This is a genomic window from Ruegeria sp. BHSB064 (assembly GCF_059613205.1).
Genome location: NZ_JBXWSB010000017.1, coordinates 17,137 through 39,229, shown reverse-complemented (window position 1 = coordinate 39,229; position 22,093 = coordinate 17,137). Strand labels below are relative to the sequence as shown.

The window sequence follows — 22,093 nt, the reverse complement described above, 5'->3', positions numbered from 1 at the left end:
CCTGCTCTCATGAAACGTGTTGTCATTACCGGCGCAGGTACGATCAACTCACTGGGCCATTCGGTTCCTGACACTCTGGAAGCCATGCGCGAAGGGCGTTGTGGCATCTCGGAACTGGAATTCCGCGATGTCGAACGGTTGGCCATCAAGATCGGTGGTCAGGTCCGGGGATTTGAGGCGGAAGGGCGGTTTAATCGCCAGCAGATGTCTCTGTACGACCGGTTTACCCAATTCACTCTGACAGCTGCCAAAGAGGCTATCGAACAGTCGGGCATCGAGTTTCACGGTGAATTGGCGGCCAGATCAGGTGTCGTGCTTGGCACCGCTGGCGGCGGTGTTTCAACCTGGGATGACAATTACCGTTCGGTTTATGAAGACGGAAAGAACCGTGTGCACCCGTTCGTTGTTCCCAAACTGATGAACAATGCCGCGGCCAGCCATGTGTCGATGGAACATAATCTAAAAGGCCCCAGCTTTACTGTCTCGACGGCCTGTGCCTCGTCGAACCACGCTATGGCGCAGGCTTTTCAGATGGTGCGCAGTGGGGCCGCCCCGGCGATGATTACCGGCGGGTCCGAATCCATGTTGTGTTTCGGCGGGATCAAAGCGTGGGAAGGCCTGCGCGTGATGTCCAAAGACGCTTGCCGCCCGTTCAGTGCTAATCGCAATGGAATGGTTCAGGGCGAAGGGGCCGGCATATTTGTGTTCGAAGAACACGAGCATGCGCGCGCGCGGGGGGCCGAGATCCTTTGTGAAGTCGTCGGCTTTGCGATGTCGTCGGATGCAGCCGACATTGTGATGCCCAGCAAACAGGGGGCGGCGCGGGCCATGGCTGGTGCCTTGACCGATGCCAGGCTAAACGCCAGCGATGTCTGTTATATCAACGCGCATGGCACGGGCACGGCGGCCAATGACAAAACCGAATGCGCAGCGGTTGCGGATGTGTTTGGACCGCATGCCGATGACCTGATGATCTCGTCCACAAAATCCATGCACGGCCATCTGATCGGCGGCACCGGAGCGGTGGAGTTGCTGGCATGTATCATGGCTTTGCGAGACGGAGTGATTGCACCAACCATTGGCTATGAAGAGCCAGACCCGGAATGCGCATTGGACGTGGTGCCGAACGAAGCGCGAGAGGCGAAAGTAAACGTCGCCCTCAGCAACGCGTTTGCCTTTGGCGGTCTGAATGCGGTCTTGGCGTTAAAGCGGGTTTGAACAAAGTGCTCAAAATGAAAAGGCCGCCGCGTAACAGGGCGGCCTTTTTTTGAAATCCATCAGTTTCGCAGGACGTCCAACTGATCGTACCCGCTGGTGAAACCAGCCAGTGACATATCAAGTTGCAAAAGTTGGCTGGGGGCCAGGATCGAGACAAGAGATATCGTTGCTTTACTGCCTGCCTTCATTGCGTCGATGTCGCCCTGCGTAAAGCCCAACTGAGCCACGCAGCCCACGGGGTTGCAGTGATGATAGTTATACCTCTTGCTCGGTGCACCATCGATGGAAATGGCGATTTGTGCCTGTAGCAATGTCTCAAGCGGTACGATCAGGCTGGCGGCAGCGACGGCAGTAGCACCTTCGGGAAGTTTGTTGATCGAAATTTCCGCAATGGGTTGCCCTTCGGAGCCCGAAAGTATTTGACGCAAGAGGCAGGGGTCATCGCCTTCTTCTGTCTTAAGGCAAGTTATATTCCAGTCGCCGCTGGTGTCTTTGACATATTGCTCTCCAACACGTGGCCCGCTTTCACCCAGATCGAGATCTTGCGTCGCTTCGGTCTGGGGGACGTCAGCCTCCGGCTGGGTCTCTTCAGTGGCCTCTTGAGCATAGACCGCATTGCTGAGAAAAACGGCGGCCAGAACATTCGCGGATAGAAGTTTCTTGATCATGTATGCCTCGGTTGGATGATTGGACTTTTTGCTTCGTTTAACACTCTTCTGAACCGGTGTCAGGCACTAACAGAACACTCATTGTGAACGTGAACAGTTTCTTGCCTGACACCCCGAACGCGCCCGCCTTTGCATAGAAAAAGGGAGCCGATCTAGCAGCTCCCTTCCCCAAAAGGTTCTCCCCGTCGGACTGGCCGACTTATTTATGCGCAAACCCTACGAGAGCGGCGCTGATGGGTCAACAGCTATCCTGAAATTTTAATCTGACCCTCAGCACTTTCACATGTGTTGGTGCAAGTGAAAAAAGCCGTGCCCGAAGGCACGGCCAGTCGACAGGGAGGAAGTCTGCCCCACGAGATCAATACCGCCGCGAGGCAAAATGACTATCGCAGTCAAAGGTTAACTTTGTATGCTGGTCACGGATCGGTGAACTATAAGGCAGTGTTAATGGGCAAGACTATTTTTCTGGGCGGCGGTGGTGAAGGGTATGGCACACCGCAGGAATTGGCGCTGAACTTTGCAAATCGCCATGGGTTGATCGCGGGTGCGACAGGAACGGGTAAAACCGTGACCCTGCAAATACTTGCCGAAGGGTTTTCGCAGGCTGGTGTCCCGGTGTTTCTGTCAGACGTGAAAGGGGACCTGTCCGGTCTGGCCGTGGCTGGCAGCGCGTCGCACAAACTGCATCAGGCGTTTATGGACCGCGCCGAACGCATCGGGTTTTCTGATTTCAACTACGCTGCTTGCCCGGTGACATTCTGGGATCTGTTTGGTGAACAGGGCCACCCGGTGCGCACGACGGTCACAGAGATGGGGCCGCTTCTGTTGTCGCGTCTGCTGGAGCTCAGCGAAGCGCAGGAAGGCATACTGAACATCGCCTTCCGGGTGGCCGACGAAGAAGGGATGCCACTGCTGGATCTGAAGGACCTACAGGCGTTGCTGGTCTGGATCGGAGAGAACCGGACTCAGTTGTCCCTGCGATATGGCAACGTGTCGACATCTTCGATCGGTGCAATCCAAAGACGCTTGCTGGTGTTGGAAAATCAGGGTGGCACCAAACTGTTTGGCGAACCGGCGCTGGATCTGGGTGATCTGATGCGGACCGATGAGAACGGGCAGGGGATGGTGAACATCCTTGCCTCGGACAAATTGATGGCCTCACCCCGACTTTACGCAACCTTCCTGCTCTGGCTGTTGAGTGAATTGTTCGAGGAACTGCCCGAGGTTGGCGACCCGGAAAAACCCAAGCTGGTCTTCTTTTTCGACGAAGCGCATCTGCTGTTTGACGACGCCCCAAAGGTCTTGGTGGACAAGGTCGAACAGGTGGCGCGTCTGATCCGATCAAAAGGCGTTGGGGTCTATTTCATCACGCAAAACCCTGCAGATATACCCGAAGACATTCTGGGCCAACTGGGTAATCGCGTTCAACATGCCCTGCGGGCTTTCACCGCGCGGGACCGTAAGAACCTGCGCATGGCCGCGGAAACGTACCGAGAGAACCCGGCTTTCGACACCGAAGCGGCGATCCGAGAAGTTGGCGTGGGTGAGGCGGTGACCTCGATGCTGCAAAAGAAAGGGGTACCCGGCATTGTCGAACGCACCTTGATTCGTCCGCCCGGGTCTCAGCTGGGACCGATTTCTGGTGCTGACCGCAAAGCGATCTTGGCCGCGTCCCCGATGGCAGGAAAATATGACAAAGGTATAGATAGAAAATCCGCCTTTGAGATTCTGCAAGCGCGGGCCGAGGCGGCTGCACAAGCTGCTGAGCAGGCGGAATTGGATGATGTGCTTGAAGCACAATCGCCAATGGAACGCGAGTTTTCTGCGGCGCGCAGGTATTCCGGCAGTCGGGTCGGGCGATCTTCTTCACGTGTGCAGCGCAGAAAGGACACCTTCGCAACGGCAATGACAGATGCTGTGATCAAGGAACTGAAGGGAACAACCGGACGCCGTATTGTGCGCGGTATTCTGGGCGGTTTGTTCAAAAACAGATAAGGTCGTGGCGCTCGATACGGGCGCCGACGCCATTACTTTAACCGGCGCTGACCTTCCTGGCGGCAATAGGCATCAGCCTGTGGGACAGACATTTTCGTTGCAGGGAAATCGATGGCGCGGTCCCAAGTGACCCGGTCCTGGCGATACAACTGACAGGTCACAACGCCCTGGGGTGTTTGCACCTTGACAGGCGTCGTCTCAAGATCCTCTGGTCGGGGAATACAGGCGGCAGTTGTAACGGCAACAACCGAAAACAGGAAAACAGTTCCGAAGCGTGGTGCTTTCATTTTTTACTCTTATCAACACGTTAGAATGATCGTTTCAGATCGGCTTGGGCGGGTGTGAGTGCCAGCAACAGACCGCAAAAGTAAAACGCTGCGGTAGGTCCGTCTATTCAATAAACCTTTGAAAATCAAGAAACCGCACCTCCATGAAGGCGCGGTTTCACGAATTGGTTATCGTTTGATCCTATTTCTCGGGTATCAAGCCCCTTGGGCTAAATCTGAGAACAATCAACAGGATAAGACCCATAGTGAACAGGCGCATATGGGCGGCGCTCTCGATCAGATGCGCTTTCAGCCAACTGCCGTCCGGCATACCCGAGGTAATCAGGTTCATCAGCCACAGGCCGATTGGCTCCACCTGAACCCACAGGAACCAGATCAGAAATGCCCCAAGTACAGACCCGAAATTGTTGCCCGAACCGCCGACGATCACCATCACCCAGACCAGAAAGGTAAAACGTAGGGGCTGGTAGGCGCTTGGTGTCAGCTGACCGTCCAGCGTGGTCATCATGGCCCCTGCGATCCCGCAGATGGCCGACCCCAGAACAAAGATCTGCAAGTGGCGACGGGTCACGTCCTTGCCCATCGCCTCGGCCGCGACCTCATTGTCACGGATCGCGCGCATCATGCGGCCCCACGGGCTTTTCAGTGCCATTTGGGCCATCCACAGCAACGCCAGCAGGACGATCAGGAACAGCAGCGAATAACCAAGTTTGACCGAAAGGGTAGAGGCTGTGACCGGATCAAGCCCGAACCATTCTGCTCGCGCCAGAAACGCCGGATCTTGTTGCAGTTCAACTTCGTAACCGACAACAGGGGAAGGGCGCGGAATGCCGTAGACATTTTTCACACCCCGGGCCAGCCAGTCTTCGTTCTTCATGACGGCAATGATGATCTCGGCAATGCCCAGTGTGGCAATGGCCAGGTAATCCGACCGCAGACCCAAAGCCGTTTTACCGATCAGCCACGCAGCGCCCGCTGCTAACAAACCACCCGCAGGCCAGGCCAGCAGAACCGGAAGGTTCAAACCGCCGATATTGCCTGCAATCGCTGGATCAATGGCTTCGACTGCAGCGACATTAGGGTCGAACACAGCGCGGTAAATGAAGAACCCAACAACCAGAACTGCGATGATGGTCAGGGTCTGTGCCCGGCCTTTCGGCATTTTGGTCGCCACAAGAACAGCAGCCACAACGGTCGCGGCCCCCAACAGCAAGGACAACACAATCCCGTAGCCGCCAGCACTCCAGGCCCCCGGTGTGGGCGGCGTCGATACCAGAACCACGGCCAGACCACCAAGTGCAACAAAGCCCATAACGCCCACATTGAACAGACCCGCAAAGCCCCATTGCAGGTTCACCCCAATGGCCATGATGGCCGAGATCAGCCCCATGTTCAGGATCAGAATGGCGGTGTTCCAGCTTTGGGTGAACCCTGTCAGCAGGATCAGCCCGGCGACAACAGCAAAAAGCAGCGTGTTTTTGACAGACTCGGTCATACCGCTTTCCCCTTGAACAGGCCCGTGGGCTTAAACAGAAGCACAATCAGCAGGATCACGAAGCTGACAGCAAACTTGTAGTCGGTGGAGAGGAACTGGACCAACCCAGACGGTTCCAGACTTTCCGGAGCCAGATAGGTCAGCACCTTTTTCCACGCATAGGTGATGGTCACCTCGGAAAACGCGATGATGAACCCGCCTGCGATGGCACCCAGCGGATTGCCAAGCCCGCCCACGATGGCCGAGGCAAAGATTGGCAACAGAAGCTGGAAATAGACGAAGGGCTTAAAGCTTTTGTCGAGACCGTAGAGCACCCCCGCCGTGGTCGCCAGTGCGGCGACGATGATCCATGTGATCATCACTACACGCTCGGGGTTAATGCCGGACAACAACGCCAGATCCTCGTTATCCGAATAGGCACGCATGGACTTGCCGGTACGGGTCTTGTTGAGGAACCAGAACAGCAACGCAACGGCGACAACGGCCACGATCACGGTGATGCCCTGAGAGGTTTTGATCGCCAATCCCTCACGCAGCCCGGTCAGTGCCTTGAAGTCGCGCGCCGAGATAATGAAGCGCGCACCGTCCGAGAACCTTTGATCATCCGGCCCGATGATAAAGCGCACGATGCCGTTCATGATGAACATCACGCCCATTGAGACGATCACGAGGATCACCGGCTTGGCCTTTTGTTCACGGTAGAACCTGTAAACCAGCCGGTCGGTGATCAGCACCAATATGACACAGCCCAGAATGGCAAAGGGCAGGGCGAGCAGGGCGGTTGGCAGCGGTCCGAAACTGACCCCGGCGGCTTGCAGGCCCCACGTCACCAGAACGGCGATCATCGCGCCAAAGGCCATCGTGTCGCCATGGGCAAAGTTCGAGAACCGCAAGATGCCATAGATCAGCGTCACCCCCAAAGCCCCCAGCGCCAACTGGCTGCCATAGGCGATTGCGGGAACAAGGACGAAGTTGGAGAGCGCCACAAGGGCGTTGAGGAAGTCCATTATTTGCTTTCACACCCCTGAAACTCTACGAGAAATTCGGAGAGGCTGGAATTTTTGAAGTTCCGCTCGATCCATTCGTATCCGCGAGGGACGTAGTTTAGAAAGAGTACGCCACTTTCAAGTTCAAACTCATCATCACCTCGAAAATCAACTGCGTGGTCATCGGGCACAGAGGTTGAAAAGTCGTGGTCAGGTTTCCTGCGAAAGACATTGTCGAGAAGTTGGATTCTCGTGTAATAGCCTTTCTCGGTGGGAGAATGGCCCAAATAGGCAACTTCATCCCCATCATGTCTGACCAAAACAAACTGAATGTCGCGCGCTTTTCTTTTGCATTCGCCATTGATTTTGCAAACTGAGACACTTCGGCAGTCCAGCGTTAGCGCGTAGTCAATTGCCTCTTCAAATGCGAATACAGGGCTGGCTATAGTTGTTGCGAATGCAATTGGGTAGATTGATCGCATCCTCACCCCCCCAAGAAACTCTTGCGCACTTCGGGATCGGCCAGCAGTTCCTTGCCCGTGCCGGAATAGGCATTCCGCCCCTGAACCAGCACATATCCCTTGTCCGCGATCTCCAGCGCCTGACGGGCGTTCTGTTCGACCATCAGGATCGGCAAGCCAGTGCGGGATACCTCGATGATCCGATCAAACAACTCATCCATCACGATGGGAGACACGCCAGCGGTGGGTTCGTCCAGCATCAGAACCTTGGGCTGAGTCATCAACGCGCGGCCCACGGCGACCTGTTGGCGTTGACCGCCAGACAGCTCACCGGCGGCCTGATTGCGTTTGTCGCGCAGGATGGGGAAAAGGTCATAGACCTGCTCCATCGTCTCAGTGATATCGTCGCGGCGGATGAAGGCCCCCATTTCTAGGTTCTCTTCCACCGTCATCGACGTGAAGATGTTCGATGTCTGCGGCACAAAGCCCATGCCTTTGATCACGCGGTCCTGCGGTGACAGCTTGGTGATGTCTTCACCGTCCAGCCGAACCGAACCGGCACGCACGTCCAGCATTCCGAACACGGCTTTCATCGCCGTTGACTTGCCCGCGCCGTTGGGGCCAACGATCACCGCGATCTCACCCTTGTCGACTGCAATGGTGCAGTCATGCAGGATGTCCGGCCCCTTGCCATAGCCGCCGGTCATCGTGTCGCCAATCAGGAAGGGGCCGCCGCCACCGACGTATTGCGCTTCACCACTTTTGGGATGCGCGGGCGTCATCGTGCCAACACCGTGCGTGTTGGTGATCGAGGCGTCCTTGTTCCCTTTGTCGTCCTGGTAAGGATTGTCGCTCACGCGCCTGCCTCCAGCTTGTCTTTATTCTTAAGGCCGGTGCCCAGATAAGCCTCAATCACGTGCTCATTTGCCTTGATCTCGTCCAGAGTGCCCTCGGCCAGAACCTTGCCCTCTGCCATACAGATGACCGGGTCACAGATTTTGCCGATGAAATCCATGTCGTGCTCGATAACCACGAAGGTATATCCGCGTTCCTTGTTCAGGCGCAGGATGGTGTCGGCGATGGTCATCAGCAGGGTACGGTTCACACCGGCACCGACCTCGTCGAGAAACACGATCTTGGCGTCGACCATCATGGTGCGCCCGAGTTCCAGCAGCTTTTTCTGCCCGCCCGAGACCTGACCTGCCTTGTGGTCGGCCAGATGTTCGATGGTCAGAAACTCAAGCACCTCATCGGCCTTGGCCCGCAGCGCGCGTTCTTCATCCGCGATACGCTTGCGGCCAAACCAGGTGTTCCACAGCGATTCACCCGATTGTGCGCCGGGCACCATCATCAGGTTTTCGCGGCAGCTCATGGATGAGAATTCATGCGCGATCTGGAACGTGCGCAGCAGCCCCTTGTGAAACAGCTCGTGCGGGGGCAGGCCGGTGATATCCTCACCATCCATGAACACCTTGCCGCTGGTAGGTGGCAGAACGCCCGCGATCACATTGAACAGAGTGGTTTTTCCTGCACCGTTCGGCCCGATCAGGCCGGTGATCGACCCTTTTTGGATTTCCAGCGATGCCCCGTCCACCGCGTGAAACCCGCCGAAATGCTTGTGCACGTCTTCGACGACGATCATGTTATCCCCTTGCCTTTGCCTCGCGTTGCGAGGTGCAGCCTTTTGTCATTGAAACAGCCCGGACACAAGGCCCGGGCTGCTTGTTTTTATGGTATTTTACGTTTGATCAACGGAAGTTTACGGTCTTGTTCTCGCCGTCGGTTACTTCGATCTCGCGATAGGAACCCGCGCTTTCACCAGGGCCGATCAGCTCAACGCCAGATGCGCCGACATAGTCGATGTCCTGACCAGCAGCCAGCAGTTCCAATCCTTTGGCCAGTTCACCCGGATAAATCTTTTCACCCGGCTCGTTTGCCACTTCCATAACCTTGCTTGCGTAGTCGGCCGGATTGGTCGAGCCCGCAGCCTGCATTGCGAACATGAACAGCGCAGCAGCGTCATAGGATTCCGGCGAATACGGCGAAGAGCCGTCAAAACCGGCAGCTTCAGCCAGGGCAAAGTACTTTTCGGCACCTTCACCACCGGACCCGGCGATCTGACCAAACGAGCCGTTCAGATCAGGGCCGACATTTGCAGGCAGCGAGTCACCGATCATGCCGCCGGGCAGACCAAATGTGTCAAACGCACCGCTGTCCAGCGAGGATTGGATGATGCCCAGACCACCCTGGTCCAGATAGCCAGCAACAACCAGAATGTCGCCACCGGCAGAGGCCAGCGCGCCGACTTCGGCAGAATAGTCTGCCTTGCCGTCTTCATGTGCAGCTACGATGGTTACTTCGCCTCCGGCGGCCTCGAACGACGCCTGAATCGCGTCTGCCAGACCTTTGCCGTAGTCGTTGTTGGTGTAGGTCAGGGCGATCGAGTTGATGCCACGATCCTTGAGAATGTCAGCCATCACCTGACCTTCACGCGCATCCGACGGGGCGGTGCGGAAGAACAGGCCGTTGTCTTCCATGGTCGACAGGCCCGGCGATGTCGCCGAGGGCGAGATCATGACCATGCCATTCGGAATGGCCACGTTCTGCAGGATCGCACCGGTCACGCCTGAGCAATCGCCGCCAATGATACCAGCGACACCATCCGCAATCATGCGTTCACCGTTCGAGGTGGAAAGGCCGTTGTCGATGCAACCTGTATCGGCACGCATACCGGCGACAGTAGCACCATCCATGAACTTGCCAGACTCGTTGACTTCGGCAATCGCCATTTCGGCACCGGCCCCCATAGCAGGCGCGAGCGATTCAATCGGGCCGGTAAAGCCGAGCAGAATGCCCAGTTTCACGTCGTCGGCCATGGCCGCGCCAGCCAGTAGTGCGGTTGCTGCAGTTGCAGTAAGCAGCTTTTTCATACGGTTACTCCCTGTTATGAACATCTTTGTTCTGGTCCTGACCCTAGGCAAGCTGTCCGGAAAAGAAAAGTCCTAACGCAAACGTGTTTTTGCTGATCAGGAAACTAACTGTTTTGTTGGAAATTCTTCCCTGATTGCCAACGAAAGGGGCCAACATGCTTCGCGTCTTTACGATTCTGTTTATCACGCTCAGCGCGGTTTCAGCCGCGGCGCAGACCCTTTCGACATCCGCCGGGCGTGTTGCGTTGACAAAGATGGTCGGCGGCCTGGATACACCTTGGGCGGTGGGCATCTTGCCGGACGGGGCGTTCCTGGTAACCGAGCGGGATGGCGATCTGCTGTTTGTCAAGAACGGCAAGGCCAACGCTGTGCGGGGTGTTCCAAAGGTCGCGGCCTCGGGGCAGGGCGGCCTGCTGGACGTGACGATCCCGCGCGATTTCGCGCAAAGTCGCGAAGTCCTCCTGACCTTCTCAAAACCTCAAAATCGCGGAGCTGGAACGGCGGTCGCTGTGGCTAGACTGTCCGAAGACGGAAAGCGCCTGACAAATACGCGCGTCATCTACGAGGCCACGCCCGGCGGATCGGGTGGCAGGCATTTTGGCAGCCGCGTTGTTGAGGCACGGGACGGAACGCTGTTTGTCACGATCGGTGATCGCGGAGCGCCTGACAGCGCGCAGGACAGGTCCACTCCGATAGGTTCGATCATTCGGATCAATCGGAATGGGTCCATCCCAGCGGACAACCCATTCGTCGGGCAATCTAACGTCAAACCTGAAATCTGGTCCTTTGGGCATCGTAACCCTCAGGGGGCCGCGTTGGATGCGCGGGGGCGGCTATGGATTTCGGAACATGGTGCCCGTGGTGGGGATGAGGTCAACCAACCACGCGCAGGTCGAAACTATGGGTGGCCCGTCATTTCTTACGGCACGCATTATTCGGGTCAAAAGATTGGCGAGGGCACATCGAAGGCTGGATTGGAACAACCGGAACTGTTTTGGGACCCCTCAATCGCGCCCTCTGGTCTGCTGGTCTATTCCGGTAAACTCTGGCCGCAGTGGAAAGACGACATTTTTGTCGGGTCTCTGAAGTTTGACTATATAGCCCGACTTGCAGGCAACCCGCTTCGGGAAGTCGAACAGATCAAGGGCCCCGAGACAGAGCGCGTGCGCGACATTGTCGAGGCCCCGGACGGATCGATCTGGTTCATTTCGGTTGGGCAGGGTGCCGTGTACCGAATGGCACCACAGGGCTAAACAGACAACCGACCGCTTTGCGCACCACGCTCACGGTAGGGGGTGGTGTTGTAATGCGCCCGGTAACACTTTGAGAAATGGCTGGGCGAGGCAAACCCGCAGGCAAGCGCCACATTGATCACACTCATATCCGTCTGCATCAAAAGGTTCCGCGCTTTGTGCAAACGCAGTTCCATGTAATACCGCTTGGGCGAACGGCTAAGGTACCGGCGGAAAAGACGCTCTAGCTGTCGCGTCGACATTCCAACATCTTTGGCCAGAATCGAAGGCGAAATCGGCTCTTCGATATTCTTTTCCATCATCAGGATAACCTGGCTCAGCTTTGGATGGCGCACACCAATCCTGGTCGGTGTCGAAAGGCGCTGCGTGTCCTGATCTGTCCGGATCGACGAATAGATCATCTGATCCGCCACCGCATTTGCCAGATCTTCCCCAAAATCATCCGCAATCAGTTTCAGCATCAAATCGATTGAGGAAGTGCCGCCCGCCGTTGTCATGCGGCTGCCGTCGATCTGGAACACCGACTTCGTCAACTCAACCTCGTCAAATTCCTCGATGAAGCTGTCCGAGTTTTCCCAGTGAATCGTAGCCTTCTTGTTGTCGAGCAAACCGGCTTTTGCCAGCGTATAGGCTGCGGTGCATAACCCGCCGATTCGAAGACCCCGGCGCGCTTCGCGCCGCAGCCAGTTCAGAACCCGTTTGGTGGTTGCAGTCTGAACATCAACGCCGCCGCAGATCAGAACCACATCATCGCGTTGCAGTTCTTCCAGATCCGTATCCAGCTTGAACTCGGTTCCGGCAGAGCATGTCACGCTGTCACCGCCTTCGCCCGACAGTGTCCATGTATAAAGCTCTTGGTTCGACATGCGGTTTGCGATCCGCAGACTGTCAAGGGCTGAGGCAAAAGACAGCAACGAAAACTTGTCCAGCAGAACAAATACATAGTGGCGCGGGATGGCCTCAGCGTCTTCCACTGTGACTGCCTGGCGTTGCAATTGCATGGCGGGTTGTCCTTACTTCGGCGCTGAAAACAACCGTATCCAGCGACAGATTTAGAATTCACCATGATCAAAGCTTGTTTGCGTCGTCAAGAGGCGCAAATGGGATATGGTCACTCTTCAAAGCTTTTTGTATAGAGGCCACCTGAACACTTCAGCGGAGATCAAAGCTATGACCGAATGGCAAAAAACGAACTGGCGCAACAAGCCCCGGGTTCAAATGCCAGACTATACCGACGCGGCCGCTCTGGCCAAAGTCGAGGCCCAGCTTTCACAGTATCCCCCGCTGGTCTTTGCCGGTGAGGCGCGGCGTCTCAAACAACATCTGGGTGCCGCCGGTCGCGGCGAGGCCTTCCTGCTGCAAGGCGGGGATTGTGCTGAAAGCTTTGAACAATTCAGCGCGGATGCGATCCGTGACACCTTTAAGGTGATGCTGCAGATGGCAATGGTTCTGACCTATGGCGCAAAAGTGCCGGTGGTCAAAGTCGGCCGCATGGCGGGGCAGTTTGCCAAGCCGCGCAGTGCGCCAACCGAGGTCGTGGATGGTGTGGAACTGCCCAGCTACCGCGGTGACATCATCAACGAGTTGGCCTTTACACCTGAAGCACGGATTCCGAATCCTCAGAAGATGCTGCAGGCCTACACCCAGGCGGCGGCCACTCTGAACCTGCTGAGGGCCTTTTCGACCGGTGGTTTCGCAGATATGAGCATGGTTCATTCCTGGACCCTTGGGTTCACCGATGAACAGGATGTGCAGAAATATTCCGAGATCGCGGATCGCATTCAGGACACCATCGACTTCATGGAAGCGGCGGGAATTACGGCGGACACCACGCATGAGTTTTCGACTGTCGAATTCTACACCAGCCACGAAGGGCTGCTGCTTGAGTATGAAGAGGCTTTGACGCGTCTGGATTCGACCTCAGGCAACTGGCTGGCAGGGTCTGGCCATATGATCTGGATCGGTGATCGTACCCGTCAGCCGGACGGTGCTCATGTGGAATTCTGCCGTGGCGTTCTGAACCCGATTGGTCTGAAATGCGGTCCGACAACGACTGCCGAAGACCTCAAGGTTCTGATGTCCAAACTGAACCCCGAAAACGAAGAGGGTCGTCTGACCCTGATCGCGCGCTTTGGTGCGGGTAAAGCAGGTGAGCACCTGCCGCGTCTGGTCAAGGCCGTGAAGGAAGAAGGCGCCAAAGTTACCTGGGTCTGCGACCCGATGCACGGCAACACGATCAAATCGGCAACGGGTTACAAGACACGTCCGTTTGATTCAGTGCTGCGTGAGGTGCGTGACTTCTTTGGCGTGCATCAGGCCGAAGGAACCATCCCCGGCGGCGTGCATTTCGAGATGACCGGTCTGGATGTGACCGAATGCACAGGCGGCGTCCGCGCCGTGACCGAAGAGGATCTGTCGGATCGTTACCACACCGCCTGCGATCCGCGACTGAACGCGTCGCAATCGCTGGAACTGGCGTTCCTTGTGGCCGAAGAGCTGACAAACCTGCGCCGCAACGGCAGCAAACGCGCCGCCAGCTAAACGGTTGTAAATCAATTGAAGCAGCGGGCCATTGGTCCGCTGTTTTTCGTTTGGGAAACGTTAGTCGTCGCGTGACACGACCAATCGCAAGTGATTGGCAGGGCGTTTAAATTCGCCTTCAACTTCCGCGAATCCCTGAACCGGTTGTGGTGCAGCCGGACTTGGAACCTGAATATCTGCAACCGGCTTGACCCGCGTGGCCGAGATTGAGAACCGTCGAGGTGTTTTGCCAATGGTCCCGTCAGCGACCATGACACCCAAAACGCGGCTGACATCGCCAAGATCACTTTTCAGCGGCAGCAGGATCATCCGGGCCTGCATCCGTGCGCGACCCATTATTCCGCCCGAGATCAGCCCCAACTCTGCAACTGCGGGCGCAGCGAACACTTGTTCGAGCACGTCTTTAACATCCGCCCGATCATCGGGCTGAAAGAATGCGGTCATGGGCATGCCCCGCACCTCCATCCCCGCAAGCGCATTCAAATGGCTTCCGGCCAGACGAAACCGGGCAAGGCCGGGTGCGATGCGTTCCAGTATAAACGTGAATTCCAGAATGTTTTCCAAGCCGCGCGGATCGATCTGAGAGCGCATGGGAACGCTGTCACCGTTCAGCAAAGCGGTCCAATACGCCTCGGCCTGGCGGATCGGCGAAAGGCTGCGCCCATTGTCAAAGCGATCCATTGCGACGATCTTTCCAAATTCTGACCCGGAACCAATCCCGAAAAAGGTTTTCATCTTCTCACCCTTACGCCAAAAGGCCGCCATTTTCCTAAAATGCAACACATCGGGAGCATCCGCGGCCTGCAAACCATTGCTTTGGGCAGTTTGACTCGGGTTAATTCAATTTTGGAGCAATTCTTTAACGAATGGTTAACCCGCATCAAACAAATGCCGCGTCAGCAAATACTTGCTCTGCACCGGCCGATGGCATTAGGTGCAGCAGATGTTTGAGGTTGCAGATCCACGAGAAAGGGCAGTTATGATCAGATCCATGACCGGGTTTGCCTCGGGAAAGGGGCAGCACGGGCCACATAGCTGGACGTGGGAACTGCGCAGCGTCAACGGCAAGGGCCTTGATATGCGCCTGCGCGTGCCCGATTGGTTGACGGGCTTAGAGGCCGCGCTGAGGGCTAAACTGTCCAAATCCCTCAGCCGCGGGAATGTTACTCTGTCGATGCGTCTGAGCCGCGAGGACTCGGCCCCGGACCTGATCCTGAATGAAACCGCCATGACCGAGGCCCTGACCGCGCTTGAACAGACACAGCAAATGGCGGCGTCGCGCGGAATTTCTCTGGCACCAACGCGGGCATCGGACCTGTTGGCCTTAAAAGGGATGCTGGATGCAGGTTCGTGCGCAGATGATCCAAGCCCGTTGGTTGCGCATCTTACAGCTGAATTTGACACCCTCGTTAGCGCGTTCCTTGACATGCGCCGGGCTGAAGGCGAAGCCCTGGCGGCTGTCCTGATCACGCAACTGGATCAGGTCGCCACGCTGACCGCGAAGGCGTCCGAACTGGCGGAGCAGCGCAAGGACAAAATGGCAGAAGCCCTACGGGAGAATCTGGCCCGGGTTCTGGACAATTCTCAGGGTGCAGACCCCGAGCGCGTGGCACAAGAACTCGCCATGATCGCCGTCAAAGCTGATATCACGGAAGAGATTGACCGATTGACCGCGCATGTCACAGCCGCACGCAACTTGTTGGGGCAGAACGGTGTCGTGGGCCGTAAGCTGGATTTCCTGATGCAGGAGTTCAACCGTGAGGCCAACACACTGTGTTCAAAAGCCCAAAGCTCGGACCTGACGGCTGTTGGGCTTGAGCTTAAGGCGGTAATCGATCAAATGCGCGAGCAAGTGCAGAACGTAGAATGAGTATGGGAACAACTGACATGGCGGATCGCCGCGGCCTTTTAATCATCCTGTCATCTCCGTCCGGGGCGGGCAAATCCACATTGGCCAAACGGCTGATGGCCTGGGATACGGATCTGGAATTCTCGATCTCGGCCACGACCCGCGCACCGCGCCCCGGCGAAGAACATGGGCGCGAGTATTTCTTTCTGTCAGAGGACGAGTTCAAGCAACACGTGGCCGAAGGGCAGATGCTGGAGCACGCCCATGTTTTTGGAAACTTCTACGGCTCACCCGCTGACCCCGTGCGCAAGTCGATCAACACCGGCAAGGACGTTCTGTTCGACGTGGACTGGCAAGGTGAGGTGCAGATCAGAAACTCTGACCTCGGCAAACACGCCCTGTCGATCTTTATCCTGCCACCGTCGATCCGCGAACTGCGCCGCCGTCTTGAGACCCGCGGTCAGGACACCGATGATGTTATCGGTAAGCGGATGCTTAAAAGTTGGGATGAGATCAGCCACTGGGGCTATTACGACTATGTCCTGATCAATGACGATCTTGAGGCGACCGAAGAAAAGCTGAAGACCATTGTCAGCGCCGAACGTATGCGCCGTATCCAGCAACCAAAGCTGCAACAGCATGTGCGCAAACTGCAAAATGAGTTCGAGGGCCTGTCATGACCATTTACGCGCTGGGAGATCACACGCCAGAGATTCACGAGGACACATGGGTCGCGCCTGATGCCAACCTGATCGGCAAGGTGGTGCTGGAACAGGGGGCTTCGGTTTGGTTTGGCTGCACGATCCGCGCTGACCACGAGGAAATCCGCGTCGGCGCAGGCAGCAATGTTCAGGAAAACTGCGTCATGCATATCGATGCGGGCTTTCCATTGACCATCGGTGCAAACTGCACAATTGGGCACAAGGTGATGCTGCACGGTTGCACCATTGGCGACAACTCTTTGATCGGCATGGGCGCGATTGTTCTGAACGGTGCCAAGATCGGGCGGAATTGCCTGATTGGGGCAGGGGCCCTGATCACCGAGGGCAAGGAAATTCCAGATAACTCGCTTGTCATGGGCGCGCCGGGCAAGGTCGTGCGACAGTTGGACGAGGCAGGGGCGCAGCGTATTACCCTTAGTGCGCTGCATTATCAGGAAAACATGCGCAAGTTTCGCAAAACTTTAAAACCCGTCTCGTAAGGCGTCCGGGCCAATTGAGATGTAAGTCATGTCCACCAACCTGTTAGACGAATTTGTCCGTGCTATTCCGATGCCTGCGCTGATGGTGGATCAGACAGAGCGGATCATTGCCGCCAATACCGATGCAACGACCTTGCTTGGCCAAAATATAGTCGGGCGGCATTTCGCCACGATCCTGCGGCAACCTCAGGTTTTGGAGGCTATTGAACAAAGCCTTCTGTCCAAAAGCACAAAAAAGACGCGTCACCTGTCCAATGACGGCGCGCAGGACACGACATTCGAGGTTGAGTGCCGCTACATGAACGGGATTGGGGCCGTGTCCGGTGGCGCCATCCTGGCCACGTTTCAGGACATCACCCATCTGGAACATGCCAGTCAAATGCGTCGGGATTTCGTGGCCAATGTCAGTCACGAGCTGCGCACTCCACTGACTGCGTTGATGGGTTTCATCGAAACCCTGCGTGGACCGGCGCGGGATGATCCCGGCGCGCGCGACCGGTTTCTTCAGATCATGACGGATGAAGCCAACCGGATGAACCGTTTGGTGGGCGATCTGTTGTCCCTCAACCGCGTTGAAAGCGAAGAACGCGTGCGACCCAGTGAGCAACTGGAACTTACCGGGCTGTTACAATCCATTCTGAATTCGGTTCGTCCGCTTGCCGAGGATGCAGGCGTTAACCTGACGCTTGAAGCTCAGGACGGTCCGGTGTCTGTGACCGGCGACAGCGACCAGCTGCGTCAGGTTTTCACCAACCTGATCGAGAACGGCATAAAATATGGCGGCAGCGGCGGAAATGTTTTGGTTCGCGTTCTGTCTATGGATCGGGACACAGCGATGCGGGGCCCTTCTGTGCGCGTACAAGTCATCGACCGGGGCCCCGGTATTGATCCGATTCACCTGCCACGACTGACCGAGCGATTCTATCGCGCGGACAGCCACAGATCCCGACAATTGGGTGGAACCGGACTTGGGCTTGCCATCGTCAAGCATATCGTCAATCGCCACCGGGGACGGCTGCGTGTTGAAAGTGAGTTGGGTAAAGGCTCTGTTTTTACGGTGATTTTGCCACGGTGACACCGTGTCGGGCTAGGTTTCGCGCAGCTTCTGTTCGCAAAGCCGGATCACTTTACGACAGGTAAAGCGTTACAAAACGCGGGTTGTCATAAAACCGTTACACACTTGTCACAAAAGGCTTACGCACGCGGCCTAGGGGTTCGCGCAGGATCATCATGGGGGTGATCAAACATACCTTTTCAGGGAGACTGAAATGTCCTTTGTCAAACTGTCGGCTTCTGCGCTGGCAATTGCTGCCGTATCGGCAACCACTGCTGCTGCCCGTGACAACGTACAGGTTGCCGGTTCGTCGACCGTTCTGCCGTATGCTTCGATTGTTGCTGAACTGTTCGGTGAAAACACCGATTTCCCGACCCCGGTTGTAGAATCCGGTGGCTCTTCGGCCGGTCTGAAGCGTTTCTGTGAGGGTGTTGGCGAAAACACCATCGACGTTGCAAACGCATCGCGTGCCATCCGCGAAAAAGAAATCAAAGCCTGTGCCGAAAACGGCGTGACCGACATCATGGAAGTCCGCATCGGCTATGACGGCATCGTATTTGCCAGCCAGCAGTCGGGCCCTGCCTTCACTGCTTTCGAGCCTGCTGACATCTACAACGCCATCGGTTCGAAAGTCATGAAAGACGGCGCATTGGTCGACAACAGCTTCAACAGCTGGGCCGAATTCAACGCCGATCTGCCGGATGTTGAAATCGCGATGTTCATCCCGGGCACCAAGCACGGCACCCGTGAAGTGTTCGAAGACAAAGTTCTGCTGGAAGGCTGTGAAGCCACTGGCGCCATGGAAGCCATGGTTGCAGGCGGCATGAGCGAAGATGACGCCGAAGACGCGTGCCTGGACGTCCGCACCGACGGTAAGTCGGTCGACATCGACGGCGACTACACCGAAACTCTGGCGCGTATCGACACCAACCCCAACGGCATCGGCGTGTTTGGTCTGGCGTTCTATGAGAACAACACCGACAAGCTGAAAGTGGCCACCATGGGCGGTATCGCACCTTCGACCGAGACCATCGCCTCGGGTGAATACCCTGTGTCGCGCCCGCTGTTCTTCTACGTCAAAAAAGCACATATCGGCGTGATCCCTGGCCTGAAAGAATACGCACAGTTCTTTACTGCTGACGAAATCGCAGGCGGTTCCGGCCCTCTGGCCAACTATGGTCTGGTTGCGGATCCTGAGCTGGCTAAGACCCAGGACGCGATTGCAAACGAAGTCACCATGGGTTCGGGCAGCTAATCCCGCCTTTGGCTTGAATGACCGGGGGCGGCAGCTTATGCCGCCCCCAACTGTGTTTTCCGAAATTCCCAGCCAAGACCTTACGGGGGTGTCATGCCGATACTATGGCTCTTTCTGATCGTGCTTGCGATCGCCGCAGTCGGTTATGTGTCAGGACGCGCACGCGCCTTGCAAAGCGCAGGCGGAGACAGCAGGAACCTGCACTCGCTGCCAACTTACTACGGCGCAAATGTAGCCCTCAAAGCGATCGTACCCGCCTTTGGTCTGCTGATCATTTGGCTGCTGGCGCAGCCGCTATACGTGTCGTCTCAGGTTTCCGAAATGATCCCGGAGACTTCCGTTAAAGAAGGCTCGTCACTGAGCCTTGTTATGGCCGAGGTTCGCCGCACGGCGGACGGGCTGAACAACGCTGTGGCGGCCGGGTTGCTCTCGGAAGATCAGGCCCGCAACGCGCGCGCTGACGTAACCGACGTGACGCAGCGGCTGAAAGATGCCGGGCAGGTGGTGACGTCTGAAATCACTCAACCGGTTCTGCGGGCTGCACAAAGCTACCGCACCATGAATTCAACCGGTTACGCGATCATGACGGGTGCTGTCATTCTGGTCGCTCTGATCGGTGCCGCGATCAGCTGGATTCAGACACATTCCGACTATCGTGCCCGCAACGTGGTCGAGCAGGGGATCCGCTTTCTGCTTTTGGCGGCGGCCTCTATTGCCATTCTGACGACCATCGGAATCGTTCTGTCGCTGGTGTTCAACACGTGGGAGTTCTTCAAGCTCTATCCCGCGTCTGACTTCTTCTTTGGGACAACCTGGGCGCCCAGCTTCTCGGGCCGCGGTGGCGCGTCGGATCTGGGGATCATCCCTCTGCTGTGGGGCACGTTCTACATCTCGCTGGTGGCTTTATTGGTGGCTGTGCCCATCGGACTGTTTGCCGCGATTTACCTCAGCGAATACGCTTCATCCCGCGTGCGCTCAGTCGCAAAGCCGCTGCTTGAGGTTCTGGCCGGAATCCCGACCATCGTTTACGGCCTGTTTGCCCTGTTGACCGTCGGTCCGCTTTTGCTGGACGTGTTCGGCGACAACGGCTTGGGCTGGATGAAGGCAGGTACAGCCGTAATGACCGCCGGTATTGTCATGGGCATCATGCTGATCCCATTTGTCTCGTCTCTGTCCGATGACATCATCAACGCGGTGCCGCAGGCGATGCGCGACGGATCTTACGGCTTGGGTGCGACCCAGTCCGAGACCATCCGACAGGTTGTTCTTCCGGCCGCATTGCCCGGTATCGTGGGTGCGATCCTGCTGGCAGCATCACGCGCCATCGGTGAAACCATGATCGTGGTTTTGGGGGCAGGGGCCGCCGCCCGGCTCAGCCTCAATCCTTTTGAAGCGATGACAACCGTCACCGCCAAAATCGTCAGCCAGCTGACCGGCGACGCGGATTTCGCATCGCCCGAGGCGCTTGTCGCCTTTGCCCTTGGCATGACCCTTTTCATCCTCACGCTGGGGCTCAACGTTTTTGCCCTCTACATCGTGCGTAAGTATCGGGAGCAGTACGAATGACCGACGCAAGCATGGATAGCCCGAACACGAACCGCCACGCGACTTCGTTGATGGCCACGGACGCGCGGACAAAGAAACGTGCGAATGCAGAAAAACGCTTCCGGGCCTACGGCATCGTTGCAATCGCGACCGGGCTTTTCTTTCTGATCGTGCTGTTCGCTTCGATCCTGTCGCAGGGCATCCCGGCCTTTCAGCGCACCGTTGTGAGCGTCGAGTTCACCCTGTCGCCGGCACAACGCGACGAAGCGGAAGGCACTCTGTTCAAGACCAAAGCCTATTCCGACCTCTTTATCGGGGCGCTGAACGAGCAGTTGTCCGAAAGCGGTGTCACCGTCGATTTCGATGAGGCCGCAATCGAGCGTCTTTTGGGTAAAGTCGGTGGCACGATCCGAACCTTTTACGCAGACAACCCAGACAAATTGGGCGAACCGGTACAGTTCGATCTGGCCGCGTCAAGCCGGGTTGACGGATACTTCAAGGGTCGCGTTTCGCGTGACACCCTGCAAGACAGCCGCTTCCTGCAGCTCAGCGATCTGGATCTGGTCGATGCCCTGAAAGAGGCAGGTATCATCAAACAGGCATTTAATTGGCCCTTCATTACAGGTGCAGACTCGGGCGTGGACAACCCCGGAGGGGCGGGCATAGGGGCCTCGGTTGTAGGTTCGTTCTTCATGATGCTGGTGGTGTTGGCGCTGTCATTGCCCATCGGTGTTGCTGCTTCGATCTATCTTGAGGAATTCGCGCCGCAGAACCGGTTTACGGATCTGATTGAGGTGAACATCTCGAACCTCGCCGCTGTTCCGTCGATTGTGTTCGGAATTCTGGGTCTGGCTGTGTTCATCCAGTTTATGCATCTGCCGCAATCGGCGCCTTTGGTCGGTGGTCTGGTGCTGACCCTTATGACGTTGCCGACGATCATCATCTCAACCCGGGCTTCACTGAAGGCGGTTCCGCCGTCGATCCGTGACGCGGCGTTGGGGGTAGGGGCCTCAAAAATGCAGGCCGTGTTCCACCACGTTCTGCCGCTGGCCGCACCGGGGATTCTGACCGGCACCATCATTGGTCTGGCGCAAGCCCTGGGCGAGACCGCACCATTGCTTCTGATCGGCATGGTGGGCTTTGTGGCGCGCGGATATCCCGATGGCTTCGTCGCTGGCTTTACCGAGCCGAACTCGGCCATGCCTGCGCAGATTTACACATGGGCCGCGCGCGCCGATGTTGGGTTCTACGAGAAAGCCTGGGGCGGCATTATCATCCTTTTGATGTTCCTGCTGACCATGAATATCATCGCAATCATCCTGCGCCGCCGCTTTGAACGCCGCTGGTAAGAGGGG

General features: G+C 56.9%; 22 protein-coding genes. 12 read left to right on the top strand and 10 right to left on the bottom strand.

From position 1 onward, the window contains the following. Nucleotides 1–9 precede the first annotated feature (9 nt). Nucleotides 10–1,218, top strand: coding sequence for a beta-ketoacyl-[acyl-carrier-protein] synthase family protein (locus AC2FNU_RS06395; RefSeq protein WP_496786219.1), 1,209 nt, complete (start codon nucleotides 10–12; stop codon nucleotides 1,216–1,218). 59 nt (nucleotides 1,219–1,277) lie between these two features. On the opposite strand, the gene AC2FNU_RS06390 is transcribed toward AC2FNU_RS06395, so the two are convergent. Continuing rightward, nucleotides 1,278–1,886 (bottom strand): invasion associated locus B family protein, encoded by a 609-nt coding sequence (locus AC2FNU_RS06390; RefSeq protein ID WP_496786216.1) that lies wholly within the window; start codon nucleotides 1,884–1,886, stop codon nucleotides 1,278–1,280. A gap of 447 nt (nucleotides 1,887–2,333) precedes the next feature. Between AC2FNU_RS06390 and AC2FNU_RS06385 the strand changes: the two genes are divergently transcribed. Beyond that, nucleotides 2,334–3,881: a helicase HerA-like domain-containing protein gene (locus AC2FNU_RS06385; RefSeq protein WP_496786214.1), complete on the top strand. Its 1,548-nt coding sequence runs from the start codon at nucleotides 2,334–2,336 to the stop codon at nucleotides 3,879–3,881. 32 nt (nucleotides 3,882–3,913) lie between these two features. On the opposite strand, the gene AC2FNU_RS06380 is transcribed toward AC2FNU_RS06385, so the two are convergent. The 7 genes from AC2FNU_RS06380 to AC2FNU_RS06350 form a co-directional block, all read right to left on the bottom strand. After that, nucleotides 3,914–4,168 carry a hypothetical protein gene (locus AC2FNU_RS06380; RefSeq protein WP_496786212.1) on the bottom strand — a complete coding sequence of 85 codons (255 nt, stop codon included), beginning with the start codon at nucleotides 4,166–4,168 and terminating at the stop codon, nucleotides 3,914–3,916. A gap of 181 nt (nucleotides 4,169–4,349) precedes the next feature. Next, nucleotides 4,350–5,663, bottom strand: coding sequence for a branched-chain amino acid ABC transporter permease (locus tag AC2FNU_RS06375; protein ID WP_496786208.1), 1,314 nt, complete (start codon nucleotides 5,661–5,663; stop codon nucleotides 4,350–4,352). Then, nucleotides 5,660–6,670 carry a branched-chain amino acid ABC transporter permease gene (locus AC2FNU_RS06370; protein ID WP_496786205.1) on the bottom strand — a complete coding sequence of 337 codons (1,011 nt, stop codon included), beginning with the start codon at nucleotides 6,668–6,670 and terminating at the stop codon, nucleotides 5,660–5,662. The genes AC2FNU_RS06375 and AC2FNU_RS06370 overlap by 4 nt, the downstream gene beginning before the upstream one ends. Continuing rightward, complete coding sequence (locus AC2FNU_RS06365) at nucleotides 6,670–7,131, bottom strand: hypothetical protein (protein ID WP_496786202.1); 462 nt, start codon at nucleotides 7,129–7,131, stop codon at nucleotides 6,670–6,672. Before AC2FNU_RS06365 ends, AC2FNU_RS06370 begins: the two co-directional genes overlap by 1 nt. A 2-nt stretch (nucleotides 7,132–7,133) precedes the next feature. Next, nucleotides 7,134–7,967: an ABC transporter ATP-binding protein gene (locus AC2FNU_RS06360; protein WP_480798983.1), complete on the bottom strand. Its 834-nt coding sequence runs from the start codon at nucleotides 7,965–7,967 to the stop codon at nucleotides 7,134–7,136. Continuing rightward, nucleotides 7,964–8,752, bottom strand: coding sequence for an ABC transporter ATP-binding protein (locus tag AC2FNU_RS06355; RefSeq protein ID WP_171174031.1), 789 nt, complete (start codon nucleotides 8,750–8,752; stop codon nucleotides 7,964–7,966). Before AC2FNU_RS06355 ends, AC2FNU_RS06360 begins: the two co-directional genes overlap by 4 nt. 106 nt (nucleotides 8,753–8,858) lie before the next feature. Next, nucleotides 8,859–10,040 (bottom strand): ABC transporter substrate-binding protein, encoded by a 1,182-nt coding sequence (locus AC2FNU_RS06350; RefSeq protein ID WP_496786193.1) that lies wholly within the window; start codon nucleotides 10,038–10,040, stop codon nucleotides 8,859–8,861. Between the two features lie 155 nt (nucleotides 10,041–10,195). On the opposite strand from AC2FNU_RS06350, the gene AC2FNU_RS06345 reads away from it, so the two are divergent. Next, nucleotides 10,196–11,293, top strand: coding sequence for a PQQ-dependent sugar dehydrogenase (locus tag AC2FNU_RS06345; protein WP_496786189.1), 1,098 nt, complete (start codon nucleotides 10,196–10,198; stop codon nucleotides 11,291–11,293). On the opposite strand, the gene AC2FNU_RS06340 is transcribed toward AC2FNU_RS06345, so the two are convergent. After that, nucleotides 11,290–12,294, bottom strand: coding sequence for a GlxA family transcriptional regulator (locus tag AC2FNU_RS06340; RefSeq protein WP_496786187.1), 1,005 nt, complete (start codon nucleotides 12,292–12,294; stop codon nucleotides 11,290–11,292). The genes AC2FNU_RS06345 and AC2FNU_RS06340 overlap by 4 nt on opposite strands. 169 nt (nucleotides 12,295–12,463) lie before the next feature. Here AC2FNU_RS06340 and AC2FNU_RS06335 point away from each other — a divergent pair, with 169 nt between their 5' ends. Then, nucleotides 12,464–13,834, top strand: a complete 1,371-nt coding sequence (locus tag AC2FNU_RS06335; RefSeq protein ID WP_496786186.1) for a class II 3-deoxy-7-phosphoheptulonate synthase — start codon at nucleotides 12,464–12,466, stop codon at nucleotides 13,832–13,834. Between the two features lie 60 nt (nucleotides 13,835–13,894). Here the strand turns inward: AC2FNU_RS06335 and AC2FNU_RS06330 are convergent, their stop codons facing one another. Beyond that, nucleotides 13,895–14,569, bottom strand: coding sequence for a PAS domain-containing protein (locus AC2FNU_RS06330; protein ID WP_496786184.1), 675 nt, complete (start codon nucleotides 14,567–14,569; stop codon nucleotides 13,895–13,897). Nucleotides 14,570–14,608: 39 nt separating this feature from the next. On the opposite strand from AC2FNU_RS06330, the gene AC2FNU_RS06325 reads away from it, so the two are divergent. From AC2FNU_RS06325 to pstA, 8 genes are all read left to right on the top strand, one after another. Beyond that, entirely contained in the window at nucleotides 14,609–14,785 is a 177-nt protein-coding gene (locus AC2FNU_RS06325; RefSeq protein WP_496786182.1) for a hypothetical protein, read from the top strand. Between the two features lie 28 nt (nucleotides 14,786–14,813). Then, nucleotides 14,814–15,704, top strand: a complete 891-nt coding sequence (locus AC2FNU_RS06320; RefSeq protein ID WP_496786180.1) for a YicC/YloC family endoribonuclease — start codon at nucleotides 14,814–14,816, stop codon at nucleotides 15,702–15,704. Nucleotides 15,705–15,721: 17 nt separating this feature from the next. Further along, the gene (gene gmk, locus AC2FNU_RS06315; RefSeq protein ID WP_496786283.1) at nucleotides 15,722–16,363 is read left to right on the top strand and encodes a guanylate kinase; all 642 of its coding nucleotides are present in this window, start codon (nucleotides 15,722–15,724) and stop codon (nucleotides 16,361–16,363) included. Then, nucleotides 16,360–16,884 carry a gamma carbonic anhydrase family protein gene (locus AC2FNU_RS06310; protein WP_496786178.1) on the top strand — a complete coding sequence of 175 codons (525 nt, stop codon included), beginning with the start codon at nucleotides 16,360–16,362 and terminating at the stop codon, nucleotides 16,882–16,884. The genes gmk and AC2FNU_RS06310 overlap by 4 nt, the downstream gene beginning before the upstream one ends. 28 nt (nucleotides 16,885–16,912) lie before the next feature. Beyond that, a complete protein-coding gene (locus AC2FNU_RS06305; protein WP_496786175.1) occupies nucleotides 16,913–17,959 on the top strand; it encodes a sensor histidine kinase in 1,047 nt (348 codons plus the stop codon). Between the two features lie 193 nt (nucleotides 17,960–18,152). Then, on the top strand, nucleotides 18,153–19,193 hold the full coding sequence (locus tag AC2FNU_RS06300; protein ID WP_480798992.1) for a substrate-binding domain-containing protein: 1,041 nt from the start codon (nucleotides 18,153–18,155) through the stop codon (nucleotides 19,191–19,193). A 93-nt stretch (nucleotides 19,194–19,286) separates the two neighbouring features. Continuing rightward, nucleotides 19,287–20,759 carry a phosphate ABC transporter permease subunit PstC gene (gene pstC, locus AC2FNU_RS06295; protein WP_496786170.1) on the top strand — a complete coding sequence of 491 codons (1,473 nt, stop codon included), beginning with the start codon at nucleotides 19,287–19,289 and terminating at the stop codon, nucleotides 20,757–20,759. Continuing rightward, nucleotides 20,756–22,087 (top strand): phosphate ABC transporter permease PstA, encoded by a 1,332-nt coding sequence (pstA, locus tag AC2FNU_RS06290; RefSeq protein WP_496786168.1) that lies wholly within the window; start codon nucleotides 20,756–20,758, stop codon nucleotides 22,085–22,087. Before pstC ends, pstA begins: the two co-directional genes overlap by 4 nt. Nucleotides 22,088–22,093 lie beyond the last annotated feature (6 nt).

Excerpts from the sequence above, each read along its gene's own strand:
- AC2FNU_RS06375 (WP_496786208.1), bottom strand. The coding sequence starts at position 5,663 with ATGACCGAGTCTGTCAAAAACACGCTGCTTTTTGCTGTTGTCGCCGGG.
- AC2FNU_RS06355 (WP_171174031.1), bottom strand. The coding sequence starts at position 8,752 with ATGATCGTCGTCGAAGACGTGCACAAGCATTTCGGCGGGTTTCACGCG.
- AC2FNU_RS06395 (WP_496786219.1), top strand. The coding sequence starts at position 10 with ATGAAACGTGTTGTCATTACCGGCGCAGGTACGATCAACTCACTGGGC.
- AC2FNU_RS06300 (WP_480798992.1), top strand. The coding sequence starts at position 18,153 with ATGTCCTTTGTCAAACTGTCGGCTTCTGCGCTGGCAATTGCTGCCGTA.
- AC2FNU_RS06310 (WP_496786178.1), top strand. The coding sequence starts at position 16,360 with ATGACCATTTACGCGCTGGGAGATCACACGCCAGAGATTCACGAGGAC.
- AC2FNU_RS06340 (WP_496786187.1), bottom strand. The coding sequence starts at position 12,294 with ATGCAATTGCAACGCCAGGCAGTCACAGTGGAAGACGCTGAGGCCATC.
- AC2FNU_RS06390 (WP_496786216.1), bottom strand. The coding sequence starts at position 1,886 with ATGATCAAGAAACTTCTATCCGCGAATGTTCTGGCCGCCGTTTTTCTC.
- AC2FNU_RS06370 (WP_496786205.1), bottom strand. The coding sequence starts at position 6,670 with ATGGACTTCCTCAACGCCCTTGTGGCGCTCTCCAACTTCGTCCTTGTT.
- AC2FNU_RS06330 (WP_496786184.1), bottom strand. The coding sequence starts at position 14,569 with ATGAAAACCTTTTTCGGGATTGGTTCCGGGTCAGAATTTGGAAAGATC.
- AC2FNU_RS06305 (WP_496786175.1), top strand. The coding sequence starts at position 16,913 with ATGTCCACCAACCTGTTAGACGAATTTGTCCGTGCTATTCCGATGCCT.
- AC2FNU_RS06320 (WP_496786180.1), top strand. The coding sequence starts at position 14,814 with ATGATCAGATCCATGACCGGGTTTGCCTCGGGAAAGGGGCAGCACGGG.
- AC2FNU_RS06335 (WP_496786186.1), top strand. The coding sequence starts at position 12,464 with ATGACCGAATGGCAAAAAACGAACTGGCGCAACAAGCCCCGGGTTCAA.
- AC2FNU_RS06345 (WP_496786189.1), top strand. The coding sequence starts at position 10,196 with ATGCTTCGCGTCTTTACGATTCTGTTTATCACGCTCAGCGCGGTTTCA.
- AC2FNU_RS06325 (WP_496786182.1), top strand. The coding sequence starts at position 14,609 with ATGCAACACATCGGGAGCATCCGCGGCCTGCAAACCATTGCTTTGGGC.
- AC2FNU_RS06350 (WP_496786193.1), bottom strand. The coding sequence starts at position 10,040 with ATGAAAAAGCTGCTTACTGCAACTGCAGCAACCGCACTACTGGCTGGC.
- AC2FNU_RS06380 (WP_496786212.1), bottom strand. The coding sequence starts at position 4,168 with ATGAAAGCACCACGCTTCGGAACTGTTTTCCTGTTTTCGGTTGTTGCC.
- AC2FNU_RS06385 (WP_496786214.1), top strand. The coding sequence starts at position 2,334 with ATGGGCAAGACTATTTTTCTGGGCGGCGGTGGTGAAGGGTATGGCACA.
- gmk (WP_496786283.1), top strand. The coding sequence starts at position 15,722 with ATGGCGGATCGCCGCGGCCTTTTAATCATCCTGTCATCTCCGTCCGGG.
- pstA (WP_496786168.1), top strand. The coding sequence starts at position 20,756 with ATGACCGACGCAAGCATGGATAGCCCGAACACGAACCGCCACGCGACT.
- pstC (WP_496786170.1), top strand. The coding sequence starts at position 19,287 with ATGCCGATACTATGGCTCTTTCTGATCGTGCTTGCGATCGCCGCAGTC.
- AC2FNU_RS06365 (WP_496786202.1), bottom strand. The coding sequence starts at position 7,131 with ATGCGATCAATCTACCCAATTGCATTCGCAACAACTATAGCCAGCCCT.